Raw genomic sequence first — 13,073 nt, forward strand, 5'->3', positions numbered from 1 at the left:
GTCTGAAAATTTTCAGATAAAATTTAAACATTAAGGAAAGAATGTGCCAACTATCAACCAATTGGTAAGAAATGAGAGAAAAAAGGTGATTAAAAAATCAAAATCACCAGCACTTGACAAATGCCCTCAAAGAAGAGGTGTTTGTACAAGAGTTTATACTACAACTCCAAAAAAACCTAACTCAGCTTTGAGAAAAGTTGCAAAAGTTAGATTGACTAGTGGATTTGAAGTAATTAGTTATATCGGTGGTGAAGGTCATAACCTGCAAGAGCACTCTATTGTATTAGTTAGAGGCGGTAGGGTAAAAGACTTACCAGGTGTTAAGTATCATATCGTTCGTGGTGCACTTGATACTGCTGGTGTTGCAAATAGAACAGTTGCAAGAAGTAAATACGGTACTAAGAGACCTAAGTAATTTTTTGCCAAACAGGTGTTATCCGAAGTATTTTGATAACATTTGAGTAAAATTTTAAAATTTGAAGGATTTTAATAGATGAGAAGAAGAAGAGCACAGGTTAGAGACGTTCTACCTGATCCAATTTATAATAATAAAGTTGTAACAAAGTTTATAAACTATCTAATGTTAGATGGTAAAAAAAGTACTGCAGCTAAGGTTTTTTATGGTGCTATTGAATTAGCAGAGCAAAGAGCTGAAGGACAAAAAGGTATCGAAGTTTTTGAAACTGCAGTTGAAAATGTAAAACCAGTTATGGAAGTTAAAAGTAGACGTGTTGGTGGTGCTACTTATCAAGTGCCAATTGAAGTTAGACCAGCTAGACAACAAGCATTAGCACTTCGTTGGTTAGTATCATTTGCTAGAAAAAGAAGCGAAAGAACTATGGTTGAAAGATTAGCAAATGAGTTATTAGATGCTGCAAACAGTAGAGGTGCTACATTTAAGAAAAAAGAAGATACTTATAAAATGGCTGAAGCTAACAAAGCTTTTGCACACTATCGTTGGTAATAAGGATATATTATGGCAAGAAGTCACCCTATTAATAAAGTAAGAAACATTGGTATTGCTGCTCATATTGATGCTGGTAAAACAACAACAACAGAAAGAATTTTATTCTATACTGGTATATCTCATAAAATTGGTGAAGTACATGATGGTGCTGCAACAATGGACTGGATGGAGCAAGAAAAAGAAAGAGGAATCACAATTACAAGTGCTGCAACAACTTGTGAATGGAGAGGAAATCAAATAAATATCATTGACACTCCGGGCCACGTTGACTTTACTATTGAAGTTGAAAGATCTATGCGTGTACTTGATGGTGCAGTTGCAGTTTTCTGTGCAGTTGGTGGAGTACAGCCTCAAAGTGAAACTGTTTGGAGACAAGCAAACAGATATAGAGTTCCAAGAATGGTTTTTGTAAATAAGATGGACAGAACTGGGGCTGATTTTTATGAAGTTGAGAGACAAATAAAAAATAGACTAAAAGCTACTCCAGTACCAATTCAAATTCCAATAGGTGCAGAAGATAATTTTAAAGGTGTAATTGATTTAGTTCAAATGAAAGCACTTGTATGGGAAGATGAAGCTGCAATGGGCTCTAACTATGAGGTTAAGGATATTCCAGCTGAACTTGAAGAAAAAGCTCAAGAATATAGAGAAAAAATGATTGAAGCAGTTTCTGAAACTACTGATGAGTTGATGGAAAAGTATCTTGGTGGTGAAGAACTTACTAATGAAGAGATTAAAGCTGGTATAAAAGCTGGTTGTTTAGATATGACTTTTATCCCTATGCTTTGTGGAACTGCTTTTAAAAATAAAGGTGTTCAACCACTACTTGATGCTGTTGTTGATTATATGCCTGCTCCAACAGAAGTTGATGCGATAAAAGGTGAGTATGAAGATGGTACTGAAACTCATGTACAATCAACTGATGATGGTGAATTTGCTGCACTTGCATTTAAAATCATGACAGACCCTTTTGTTGGTCAATTAGCATTTGTTAGAGTTTATAGAGGAAGTCTTGAGAGTGGAAGTTATGTTTACAATACTTCTAAAGGCAAAAAAGAAAGAGTCGGAAGACTTCTTAAGATGCATGCAAATAAAAGAGAAGAGATTAAAGAACTACATGCTGGTGAAATTGGAGCTGTAGTTGGTCTTAAAGATACACTAACAGGTGATACATTAGCAAGTGAAAAAGATAAAGTAATTTTAGAGAGAATGGACTTCCCAGATCCTGTTATCTCTGTTGCAGTTGAGCCTAAAACTAAAGCTGACCAAGAAAAAATGGGTGTTGCACTTCAAAAGCTAGCTCAAGAAGATCCATCATTTAGAGTTGAAACTGACGAAGAAAGTGGACAAACTATTATCTCAGGTATGGGTGAATTACACCTTGAAATTCTTGTTGATAGAATGATGAGAGAATTTAAAGTAGATGCTGAAGTTGGACAACCTCAAGTTAGTTATAGAGAAACTATCAAAAGAAGTGTTGAGCAAGAGTACAAATATGCTAAACAATCTGGTGGTCGTGGACAATATGGACATGTATTCCTTAGACTTGAACCACTAGAGCCTGGAACTGGTTTTGAATTTGTAAATGAAATCAAAGGTGGTGCAATTCCTAGAGAATATATCCCTGCAGTTGAAAAGGGATGTATTGAAGCAATGGCTGGTGGTGTACTTGCTGGATATCCTGTAGAAGATGTTAAAGTTACAGTTTATGATGGTAGTTACCATGATGTTGACTCATCTGAAATGGCATTTAAATTGGCTGCTTCAATGGGCTTCAAAGAAGGTGCAAAAAAAGCTGATGCTGTAATTCTTGAGCCAATGATGAAAGTTGAAGTTGAAACTCCTGAAGAATTTATGGGAGATGTTATTGGAGATCTTAATAGAAGAAGAGGTCAAATTAACTCAATGGAAGAAAGAAGTGGTAATAAGATTGTAAATGCATTCTGTCCACTTTCTGAAATGTTTGGATATTCAACTGATTTAAGAAGTCAAACTCAAGGTAGAGCTTCTTACTCAATGGAATTTGATCATTACGAAGAAGTTCCAAAGAATGTTGCTGAAGAAATTATTAAAAAGAGAAATGGTTAATTAATCATTTTTAAAAAATTTTAAGCCAAGTATACGAAAGTATGCTTGGCTTTTTTTTACTTCAATTTTTGTCCCCATAGCTCAGCAGGATAGAGCACTTGATTCCTAATCAAGAGGCCGTGCGTTCGAATCGCGCTGGGGACACCACCATAAAAAACTATCAAAAATCTAGAAACCTTTTTTTATCTTGAAAATTTTAAATATGATATTTATATGACAGCTACATTAAAGAAATATAGGGGTAAAATTACGTAATTTCCTAAGCTAAGGATACTAAGACATGGCAACTATAACAGTTGATGATAAACAAATTGAAGCTAAAGAAGGTGCTCTGCTTATTGAAGAGCTACTTGCCAATGGAATAGAAATACCTCATTTTTGCTATCACCCAGCTCTTGGGAAAGATGGCAATTGTAGAATGTGCATGGTAGAAATTGAGGGTAAAAAAAGACCTCAAATTGCGTGTGATACACCTGTTAAAGATGGAATGGTAATAAGAACAAAAGGTGATGGAATAGATAGGGTAAAAAGACAGATATTAGAGATGGAATTGATAAACCATCCTGTTGATTGCCCTATATGTGATCAAGCAGGAGAGTGTTCATTACAAAACTACTATATGGATGTAGGTCTTTATGAGAGTAGACTAAATACTCCCAAAACTAGAGGAATGAAGCACGTTGATATTGGAGCAAATGTTGTTCTTGACCAAGAAAGATGTGTTTTATGTACAAGGTGTGTAAGATTTACTTCTAAAATTACGAAAACTAAAGAATTAGGAGTTGAGCACAGAGCAGATCATTCTGTTATAACAACATTCCCAGGTAAGCCTCTTAGCAACCCATATGCTATGAATGTGGTGGATTTATGTCCAGTTGGAGCATTAACCAATAAGGATTTCAGATTTAAAAAAAGAGTTTGGTTTTTAGAGCCTGAAGAAGGAATTTGCAATAGATGTTCTAAAGGATGTAATATTTACATAGATCATCATAAAGCAAAATATGAAGATGACAATATTTTTAGATATAGACCAAGACATAATGATATGATAAATGGATATTTTATATGCGATGAAGGCAGACTTAGTTACAAAAAAGAAAATGAAAATAGAAAATCATATGCATTGATTCGAGGTAAAGAGAGTGAATATGAATACGCAACTTCAAAGTTTGTAAGACTTTTAAAAAGATATCATGGAAAAATCCTCTTTTTGATTTCCCCATCTTTAAGTTTAGAAGAAATGATGAGATTGAAGAAGTTATCAGAAAAATTCAATGGAATTTTATGTGGATATGATACAAAAGAGTATGACAAAGAGTTTGGAGATGAGTTTTTAAAATGTAACGATTTATCTACAAATAGAAGAGGCTTTAGGATTTTAAAAATAGATGAAAATAAAGAGACTATAGATAACTTTTCAAACAATGGCTCACTATTAGTTTGTGTAGGAAGAGAGGATTTAGAGAGTATTGAAAATATTGATAGATTTGAAGCAAAAATACTTTTAAATGCTTCAATGCCTAGCAACTTTGAAGATTGGGACCTATTTGTGCCTTATAAAACTCACACAAGTAGATCAGGGAGTTTTATAAATATTGATGGATATTTACAATATCATAAGTCAAATGTTGAATATCCAAATGAAACAAAAGAGTTAAATCAAATAATAGCTGAAAGTGTAGAAGATGGAGTTTCTACATGTAAAGAAATCTGGGAAAGTGGGCTGAGTGAAGCTTTAGGTAATATAAGCTTAGAAGATTTTCAAAAACAATCTTTTAAAATGAGTATATAATGGATACAGTATTAATAACAGTAGTAGTTGTAAACATAATAGTTGCTCTATTGTTTTCTTTAGGATCAGCACCAATTTTGGTTTGGATGGAAAGAAGAATTGCTGGTTTTATTCAAGATAGATTAGGGCCAAATAGATGTAATATTGGTGGAGTTAGACTTGGAGGATTAATTCAATCATTTGCAGATATGCTCAAACTTGTATTTAAAGAGGATTACAGACCTGAGTCAATAAAAGAAAAAAGCTTCTTTACTTTTGCACCAGTTATTGTATTTGCAAGTGCTTTTTTAACATACATGGTTATTCCACTAGCAGATGATTTAACTATAGGAAATAAAACATTTTTAATGCAAGGTTTACCTATACATTTAGGTGTTTTATGGTTTTTAGCATTTGCAGGACTTAGTGTGTATGGTATCATTATAGGAGGATGGGCAAGTAATAATAAATACTCTTTATTAGGTGGCCTAAGAGCTGCAGCACAAGTTATAAGCTATGAAGCGGCAATGGGCTTGTCTCTTATTTCTATGCTTATAGTATATGGCTCAATTCACTTAGGTGATATGGTTAGATTTCAAGGTGAATTACTATTTGGATTTATACCCGCTTGGGGGATAGTAATTCAGCCAGTTGCAGCAATTGTATTTATAATCACATCATTTGCCGAAACAAATAGAGCACCATTTGATATAGCTGAAGGTGAAAGTGAAATTGTTGGTGGTTTTCATACCGAATATAGTGCTATGAGATTTGGTTTGTTTTTTGTTGGTGAATATGTTGCTATGAGTGCAGCTAGTGCATTGATAATTACACTATTTTTTGGTGGTTACCAAATACCTTGGTTAAATACTGAAACTTTAAAAAACAATTTAGATTATGTCCTATCTGCAATAATTATAATTTTACCAATAATAAGTATATTTTTTGCAAGATGGATTAAAAAAAATAATCAATGGCCAGATCCAAATGATGCAAGAAATAAAGAAGCTAAATGGTTAATTAATGCTTTAGTAGTAATTAATGTGTTGGTTATTTTAATTTTAGGTGGATTAATATTTAGCGACTTGGATACTACAGGTACTAATATAACAGTAACAATTTTACAAATAGCAACTTTTGCAATAAAACTATTATTTATGAATTTTGTTTTTATTTGGGTTAGGTGGACACTACCAAGATTTAGGTATGATCAACTTCAAAATTTAGGATGGAAGATACTTCTTCCAATAGCAATTGCCAATATATTTTTTACTGGTATTTTTGTAGTAGTTATGGGAGCATAATATGGGTATAAAGGTAGTTCCAAGACATGGTAAAAGTTTTAAAGAAAAACTGTATTTGCCAGCAATACTAGGCGGTATGAAAGTTACGTTTACTCATTTTATTGATAACTTAAAAGACACATCAAATATTAAAACTCTTCAATACCCTGAAGTAAGACCAAAAGATATTACCCCAAGATATAGAGGTATTCACAGACTTACAAAAAGAGAAGATGGTAGTGTTAGGTGTGTAGCTTGTTTTATGTGCGCTACTGCATGTCCTGCTGAGTGTATATTTATTGAAGCAACAGAGAGAGAAGATGGTATAGATGAAAAAATGCCGGCAAAGTTTAGCATAGATTTGCTTGAATGTGTTTATTGTGGAGGATGCGTTGAGGCATGTCCTTGTGATGCTATACGAATGGATACAGGAATTTTTAGTTTTGTAAAATCGAAAAGAGAAGATTTTGTGGTAGATAGAGATACATTGCTTTCTCATGAGCCAATGAAGGATGATAAATGATAGATTTTATTTTTATAGTTTTATCTTTGATGGCAATTTCAGGAGGAATTGGTATGATATATTTTGCTCAACCGATTCATTCAGCACTCAGTTTAATTGTAACAATTATAGCATTAGCGGGAATTTTTGCTCTTTTAAGTGCTCCATTTTTATTTATGGTTCAAATTATAATTTATGCAGGAGCAATTATCACTCTACTTTTATTTATCATTATGTTTTTAAATTTAAGAGATGATGCTCTTCCTGATGAATCAAATAAAAATACAGTTATATTAATTGGATCAATTCTTTTAATCCCATTTAATTTTTTGATTATAAAAGCTTTTTATGCTTTTCCTTCTAAATCAATGGGTATTTTAAATACAGATTTTGGTTCAATTGCCCCTTTTGGAAAAGAATTATTCCAAAATTGGTTAATTCCATTTGAATTAATATCAGTTTTACTTTTAGCAGCACTTGTTGGTGCAGTTGTTTATGCAAGGAAGGAGAAGAATAATGGCTGATATGCTTATATCGTATATAACCCTAGCCATGATACTTTTTTCATTGGGTTTTTTAGGGGTAATAAGCAGAAAAAATATTTTTGTAGTATATATGTCGATAGAACTTATGTTAAATTCAATAAACCTCATTTTTATTGCGCTTGGAAGGTACTATGAAAGTATGGCTCCTCAAGTAATGTCGATGATAATTATAGCTATTGCAGCCGCTGAAGCTGCAGTATTTTTATCAATGATTGTAGTTCTTTATAGAAAGAAAAAGAGTTTAAACTCTGATTTATTTACAATTCTTTCTCAAAAGGATGCATTATGACAAATTCTTTACTCCCTTGGATAGTTTTAGCCCCATTGTTTGGTGCATTAATATTGGGGATAATGTATCTATATTCAATAAAAATTTCAAGAATCAGTAATAGTATATTTAACATTATAGCATTAAGTACACCACTAATAAGTTTTTTAATTGCAATTAATTTTTTCATTAAAATGCTTGCTGGAGAAGAAAAATTTATTTTTACTGCATATAGATGGCTAGGTGTGGATGGATATGATATTGATATGGGATTTATGTTAGACAAATTATCAATATTTATGGTTTTATTTATAACTTTTGTTGGATGGTTAATCCATATCTATGCATCTGGTTATATGAAAGATGATGAAGGATATGGAAAATTTTTCTTTTACTTTAATCTTTTTATAGCTTCAATGTTGCTTTTAGTTACAGGTAATAGTCCAATAATTATGTTTATAGGATGGGAAGGCGTTGGAGTTTGTTCCTATCTTTTAATTAGTTATTACTATAGTGATGGAGAAAATGTAAAAGCTGGAAATAAAGCATTTATTGCAAATAGAGTAGGTGATTTAGGGTTTGTTATTGGAATGGTTATGCTTTTTTATTATGCAGGTTTCAATGGATTTGATTATGATAATTTAGCATGTGGAGTTCAAAGTTTAACTCCAACTATGCTTACATGTATAGGCCTTGCTTTATTTGTAGGTGCTGTTGGTAAATCAGCTCAAATCCCTCTTTATGTTTGGTTACCTGATGCGATGGCTGGACCAACCCCAGTTTCAGCTTTGATTCATGCTGCTACTATGGTAACAGCTGGTGTTTATATGGTGGCTAGATTTCATTTTTTATATGATCTGATTCCACATGTTGGTCTGTTTATCGCTTATATCGGGGCTATATCAGCGCTATTTGCAGCAATTATTGCTACTAAACAAACAGATATAAAAAAGATATTGGCTTATTCAACTATGAGTCAATTAGGTTATATGTTTATAGCTGTTGGCCTTGGAGGATATAGTGCTGGAATATTTCATGTTTTCACTCACGCATTTTTTAAAGCACTTTTATTTATGGGTGCTGGAGCTGTTATAGTTGCACTTCATCATGAGCAAAATATTTTTAAAATGGGTGGTATGAAAAAAAAGTTACCAACAGTATATCTTACTATGCTAATAGCAACTTTAGCTATATCAGGACTACCTCCATTTTCAGGCTTTTTTAGTAAAGATGAGATTTTATTGACAGCATTTGCTAGTGGCAACTACACTATTTGGGCGATTGGAGTTTTTACAGCTCTTTTAACAGCTTATTATATGTTTAGGTTGTTTTTTGTTGTTTTTTATGCAAAAAATTATGAATCTAATAGAACTATTCATAATGTACCACAAAGTATGCAATTGCCACTGATTGTCTTATCAATTGGCGCATTATGTGCTGGATTTATTGGAGTTCCTCATGCGCTTGGAGGTTCAAACTTAGTTGCTATTTGGTTAGAAGATTGGAGTAAGGAACTATTACATATAGAACATTCTTTAGAATACATGCTTATGGGATTAAATATACTTGTTGCTCTTATTGGTATAGGTATAGCATATATAAAATTTTATAATTACGATATGAACAAAGAATTAAAACTTAGTGGAATTATTTGGAATAAATTTTATATTGATGAAATATATGAAAAAGTATTTGTTGAGGGGATACAAAAATTAAGCGTTATTTTTTCATTAAAAATAGATATAAACTTGATTGACGCTATTGTAATGGGAAGTTCTAGAGGTTTTGTTAAATTAGGTCAAGTTGTTTCAAGAATGCAAAGTGCAAATACTAGATACTATGCTTTAATTATGTTGGCTGGAGTTAGTATAGCCTCAACTTATTTATTAATTGTTTTAGGGTAGAGAATTATGAATTTCGGAATTTTATCAGTTATTATATTTTTACCAATGTTTGTTGCATTTGCTCTTATGCTTTTGCCTGTAGGCTCAAAAGGTACTAGAAATACTGCTTTTGTTACATCTATAGTAATTTTTATTTTAGCTTACATAGTATCAGAGAAATTTCAGTTATCAGGGTTTATGCAATTTAGAGAGCATTATGAGTGGATTACTAGCTATGGTATAAATTATAGTTTGGGAATAGATGGTTTTTCTTTGATTATTCTTATGTTAATTGCAACTTTGATCCCTTGTGCATATTTATGGCTTTGGGATGGGAGAACAAAGGGGTATTGGATTAGTATGTTACTAATTCAAACAGGTATTTCAGGAACTCTTTTTTCTCAAGATTTAATTTTATTTTATTTCTTCTGGGAAGCAATGCTTTTACCTGTTTTTATAATTATAGGAATGTTTGGAACAGGAAATAGAGTATTTTCAACTTTGAAAATAACAGTTTACACGATTATGGGATCACTATTTATGTTGATTTCTATCTTATATATTGGAGTTGCTTTTTATAATGAATTTGGATCATGGAGTTTTGCATTAAATGACATAGTCCAGATTACTACTTTATCAAGAGTAGAGCAAATTTGGTTATTTTTTGGATTTATGCTCGCATTTGCAATAAAAATACCACTTTTTCCTTTTCACACTTGGCTTTTAGATACATACTCAAACTCACCAACTGGAGGTGTGTTTTTACTTTCTTCCATTATGGCAAAGTTAGGAGTGTATGGAATTGTAAGGTTTGTAATGCCAATTTTCCCTGAACTTTACAAAGAATTTGCACCATATTTTGTTTGGCTTGGAATTTTTGGACTTATATATTTTGGAATAGCTGCAATTATGCAAGTAAACATCAAAAAAATGTTTGCATACTCTTCAGCTTCACACTTAGGGTTTATTGTTGTTGGTATTTTTTCATTAAATGTATATGGTATGACAGGAGCTGCATTTTTAATTATAGCTCATGCAATGGCAACAGGAGGTCTTTTCTTGCTTGTTGGAAAGATGGAATTTGATATAGGTATAAAATCTATCCCTGCATTGGGAGGAATTGCAAAAAAAGCACCTTTATTTACATTTTATTTTGCGATTATGCTTCTTTGTATCGTTGGACTTCCAGGAACAAATGGCTTTGTAAGTGAGTTTTTGATTATTTTAGGAGCATTTGGGTTTAATCCAGCTGCAGGAATTGTTTCAGCATTAACTGTCTTGGTAGCAGCGAGTTTTATGTTTTGGGTGTTTCAAAGAGCAATTTTAGAAGAGACAGGAAATGATGTAGCTAAAATGAAAGATTTAAATAAAAAAGAATTTATAGGAATGCTTCCATTGGTTGTATTAATAATAGCGATGGGTGTATATCCAGATTGGTTTTTTTATAAGATTGACCCAACAATACAGCATTATATAAGAGATATTTTAGACATAAGGATTAATGGATGAAATCACCAGATATTATTTACATATTGCCACTTCTTTCTATAATTATTGGTGCAATTTTTATGATGATTTTAAGCAGCTTTAAAAAAACAACAATAAGAACTGCCGTATATTATACACTTTTCTTTTTGATTATAGCATTCATCATAAATATAGTTAATATGAATAGTTTTGAAGGTGCATATTCTCTTTATCCATTTGCTGAGACTTTTAACAAAATGATTGTAGTTGATACTTATTCAGATTATTTTAGTGTTTTCCTGATTTTAGGTGGAATCCTAACGATGCTTATTGGGCTTCATTATTTTGAGAATCACGATTATTTTAAGGTTGAATTTTTCTCACTTTTTTTATTTTCACTATCAGGCTTGATGCTTTTAACACATGCAAATGAATTAGTAACAGCGTATGTTGCTTTGGAAATAGCATCAATTTCAATGTATGTAATGATTGGTTTTCAAAAAACTAGAGATAAAAGAATTGAAGCAAGTTATAAATATTTGGTTTTAGGATCAATCGCTGGAATATTTTTTATATTGGGAGCATCATTTATATATGCTAGTACACAAACAACTGTTGTTGGTGAAATTGGTGGTTTCATCTCTAAAAATATAAATATGGACACTTCTTTATTTTTTATTGGTGGAACTATGATGTTATTTACATTTTTATTTAAAATAGCAGCATTTCCATTTCAAAACTGGGCAATAGATGTTTACGATGGGGCACCACTTCCAGTAACTGCATTTATGGCAGCTACTTTCAAAATGGCAGTTTTCGGTTTTATGCTAAGACTTGTACTTATAGACTTTGGCTCAATCAGGGATGATTGGTATGATATATTAGTGTATGTAATTATTTTAACTTTAGTTTATGGAAGCTTTTTAGCTATTATCCAAAAATCTTTAAAAAGAATGCTAGTTTCATCAAGTATAGTTCACACAGGATATATGCTTATAGCATTTGCATCAATTAGTGTTTTAGGTCAGAGTGCGGCTAGTTCTATAATTTTTTATTTAGTTGCATATTTTTTATCTTCAGTAGGTGCTTTTGGTCTATTGTCTTATATCTCAAGTGATGACCATATTAGAATTTCTTATGAAGATTTTAGAGGATTTGCACATATTAGACCATATATGGCAGCGATGTTGAGTGTATTTATGCTTTCTCTAGCAGGAATTCCTTCAACTATCGGTTTTATAGGTAAATTTTATATTTTTATTGGTGCAATTGAATCTGGGCATACTATTTTAGCTATATTTGCAATTTTAGCTACATTTGTATCAGTATATTACTATTTTAAATTAATTGCAGTAATGTATTTTTATCCAAGTGCTGAAATGAAAGGTGAAATTCCCACCTTAAGAGGACTAGCCCCTATTGTTATTGCAGTAATTGCTTTAGCGATTATTTGGGGAGGTATAGGAAATACTCTTGTAGTATATTTCCCTGGAGTTGACTTTTTGATTGATATTGCTAAAGAAGCTTATAAATCTCTTTTCTTGAACTGTTATTTAGTTCAATGTTTATAAAATAAAATCTTAAAAAACTAACTGAGTATACACGCTATTTAAAGTGCATATACTCAGTTTTATAATATCAATTTTTATCGTAGCTTGGACAACATGCAAAGAGTTCGCTTAAAGCATCTTTGTCTAAAATTTCAAATTCTTTTTTAGAATATTTTATAATACCATCATTTTGTAGTTTTTTTAAATTTCTAGAAAAAGTTTCTGGTGCAATATTTAAAATTTCAGCAATTTTGTATTTTTTTAATTTAAGAAATAGCTCTTGATTTTCAAAAATTAATCCAGCTAGTTTTTGCATAGAAGTTTGTTTTAGATTAGCATCCATAAGTTTTTTTATTTTAGAAATTAATTGCATAATAATTCCAATAGCAACTTTTGGATCATTTAAAAAATTTTTTTCAAACTCATCAAATGGAACAACTAAAATACTACACTCAGTTTCACATTCAGCAGTTACTTGATGAGGAGTTTTTTGTAAAGTTGCAGCTTCACCTATGAGAGCTTGAGAATAATAAAACATAAGTATATTTATATTGTCAAATTTGTCATATCTATAAAGCTTTACTAGACCATCAAGCAAGAAAAAGAGATTTTTTGGCTCATCTCCTTCATAAAAAAGAATATTTCCTTGCTTGTATGTTTTTATCGTACTAATAGAATCTAATTTATTAAGTTGATTGTCATCTAATGAGCCAAAAAGACATATATCTTTTAATTTTTCTTTCATATTT

General features: G+C 31.5%; 12 protein-coding genes and 1 tRNA gene. 12 read left to right on the forward strand and 1 reads right to left on the reverse strand.

Annotated elements, in window-relative coordinates; all coding sequences use genetic code 11:
* Positions 1–43: 43 nt before the first annotated feature.
* The 12 genes from rpsL (at position 44) to ACKGJI_RS02125 (ending at position 12,345) form a co-directional block, all read left to right on the forward strand.
* Entirely contained in the window at positions 44–415 is a 372-nt protein-coding gene (rpsL, locus tag ACKGJI_RS02070) for a 30S ribosomal protein S12 (protein WP_458700901.1), read from the forward strand.
* Between the two features lie 78 nt (positions 416–493).
* Complete coding sequence (gene rpsG, locus ACKGJI_RS02075; RefSeq protein ID WP_458700902.1) at positions 494–964, forward strand: 30S ribosomal protein S7; 471 nt, start codon at positions 494–496, stop codon at positions 962–964.
* A 12-nt stretch (positions 965–976) separates the two neighbouring features.
* Positions 977–3,055: an elongation factor G gene (gene fusA / locus ACKGJI_RS02080; protein WP_458700903.1), complete on the forward strand. Its 2,079-nt coding sequence runs from the start codon at positions 977–979 to the stop codon at positions 3,053–3,055.
* Between the two features lie 70 nt (positions 3,056–3,125).
* Positions 3,126–3,202 (forward strand) — tRNA-Arg (locus ACKGJI_RS02085).
* A gap of 133 nt (positions 3,203–3,335) precedes the next feature.
* Positions 3,336–4,847 (forward strand): 2Fe-2S iron-sulfur cluster-binding protein, encoded by a 1,512-nt coding sequence (locus ACKGJI_RS02090; protein WP_458700904.1) that lies wholly within the window; start codon positions 3,336–3,338, stop codon positions 4,845–4,847.
* Positions 4,847–6,130 (forward strand): complex I subunit 1/NuoH family protein, encoded by a 1,284-nt coding sequence (locus tag ACKGJI_RS02095; RefSeq protein WP_458700905.1) that lies wholly within the window; start codon positions 4,847–4,849, stop codon positions 6,128–6,130. Before ACKGJI_RS02090 ends, ACKGJI_RS02095 begins: the two co-directional genes overlap by 1 nt.
* A 1-nt stretch (position 6,131) precedes the next feature.
* Positions 6,132–6,632 (forward strand): NuoI/complex I 23 kDa subunit family protein, encoded by a 501-nt coding sequence (locus tag ACKGJI_RS02100; protein WP_458700906.1) that lies wholly within the window; start codon positions 6,132–6,134, stop codon positions 6,630–6,632.
* Positions 6,629–7,135, forward strand: coding sequence for an NADH-quinone oxidoreductase subunit J family protein (locus ACKGJI_RS02105; RefSeq protein WP_458700907.1), 507 nt, complete (start codon positions 6,629–6,631; stop codon positions 7,133–7,135). The genes ACKGJI_RS02100 and ACKGJI_RS02105 overlap by 4 nt, the downstream gene beginning before the upstream one ends.
* A 1-nt stretch (position 7,136) precedes the next feature.
* A complete protein-coding gene (gene nuoK, locus ACKGJI_RS02110) occupies positions 7,137–7,445 on the forward strand; it encodes an NADH-quinone oxidoreductase subunit NuoK (protein WP_458701682.1) in 309 nt (102 codons plus the stop codon).
* Complete coding sequence (nuoL, locus tag ACKGJI_RS02115) at positions 7,442–9,328, forward strand: NADH-quinone oxidoreductase subunit L (protein ID WP_458700908.1); 1,887 nt, start codon at positions 7,442–7,444, stop codon at positions 9,326–9,328. The genes nuoK and nuoL overlap by 4 nt, the downstream gene beginning before the upstream one ends.
* 6 nt (positions 9,329–9,334) lie before the next feature.
* Positions 9,335–10,816, forward strand: a complete 1,482-nt coding sequence (locus tag ACKGJI_RS02120) for a complex I subunit 4 family protein (RefSeq protein WP_458700909.1) — start codon at positions 9,335–9,337, stop codon at positions 10,814–10,816.
* Positions 10,813–12,345, forward strand: coding sequence for an NADH-quinone oxidoreductase subunit N (locus ACKGJI_RS02125; protein WP_458700911.1), 1,533 nt, complete (start codon positions 10,813–10,815; stop codon positions 12,343–12,345). Before ACKGJI_RS02120 ends, ACKGJI_RS02125 begins: the two co-directional genes overlap by 4 nt.
* Before the next feature lie 67 nt (positions 12,346–12,412).
* On the opposite strand, the gene ACKGJI_RS02130 is transcribed toward ACKGJI_RS02125, so the two are convergent.
* The gene (locus ACKGJI_RS02130; RefSeq protein WP_458700912.1) at positions 12,413–13,069 is read right to left on the reverse strand and encodes a Crp/Fnr family transcriptional regulator; all 657 of its coding nucleotides are present in this window, start codon (positions 13,067–13,069) and stop codon (positions 12,413–12,415) included.
* Between the last annotated feature and the right edge of the window lie 4 nt (positions 13,070–13,073).

The sequence above is a fragment of the Sulfurospirillum sp. 1307 genome (genome assembly GCF_054408545.1).

Coding starts and splice junctions, on each gene's coding strand:
- rpsG (WP_458700902.1), top strand. CDS start 494: ATGAGAAGAAGAAGAGCACAGGTTAGAGACGTTCTACCTGATCCAATT.
- fusA (WP_458700903.1), top strand. CDS start 977: ATGGCAAGAAGTCACCCTATTAATAAAGTAAGAAACATTGGTATTGCT.
- ACKGJI_RS02090 (WP_458700904.1), top strand. CDS start 3,336: ATGGCAACTATAACAGTTGATGATAAACAAATTGAAGCTAAAGAAGGT.
- ACKGJI_RS02095 (WP_458700905.1), top strand. CDS start 4,847: ATGGATACAGTATTAATAACAGTAGTAGTTGTAAACATAATAGTTGCT.
- ACKGJI_RS02100 (WP_458700906.1), top strand. CDS start 6,132: ATGGGTATAAAGGTAGTTCCAAGACATGGTAAAAGTTTTAAAGAAAAA.
- ACKGJI_RS02105 (WP_458700907.1), top strand. CDS start 6,629: ATGATAGATTTTATTTTTATAGTTTTATCTTTGATGGCAATTTCAGGA.
- nuoK (WP_458701682.1), top strand. CDS start 7,137: ATGCTTATATCGTATATAACCCTAGCCATGATACTTTTTTCATTGGGT.
- nuoL (WP_458700908.1), top strand. CDS start 7,442: ATGACAAATTCTTTACTCCCTTGGATAGTTTTAGCCCCATTGTTTGGT.
- ACKGJI_RS02120 (WP_458700909.1), top strand. CDS start 9,335: ATGAATTTCGGAATTTTATCAGTTATTATATTTTTACCAATGTTTGTT.
- ACKGJI_RS02125 (WP_458700911.1), top strand. CDS start 10,813: ATGAAATCACCAGATATTATTTACATATTGCCACTTCTTTCTATAATT.
- ACKGJI_RS02130 (WP_458700912.1), bottom strand. CDS start 13,069: ATGAAAGAAAAATTAAAAGATATATGTCTTTTTGGCTCATTAGATGAC.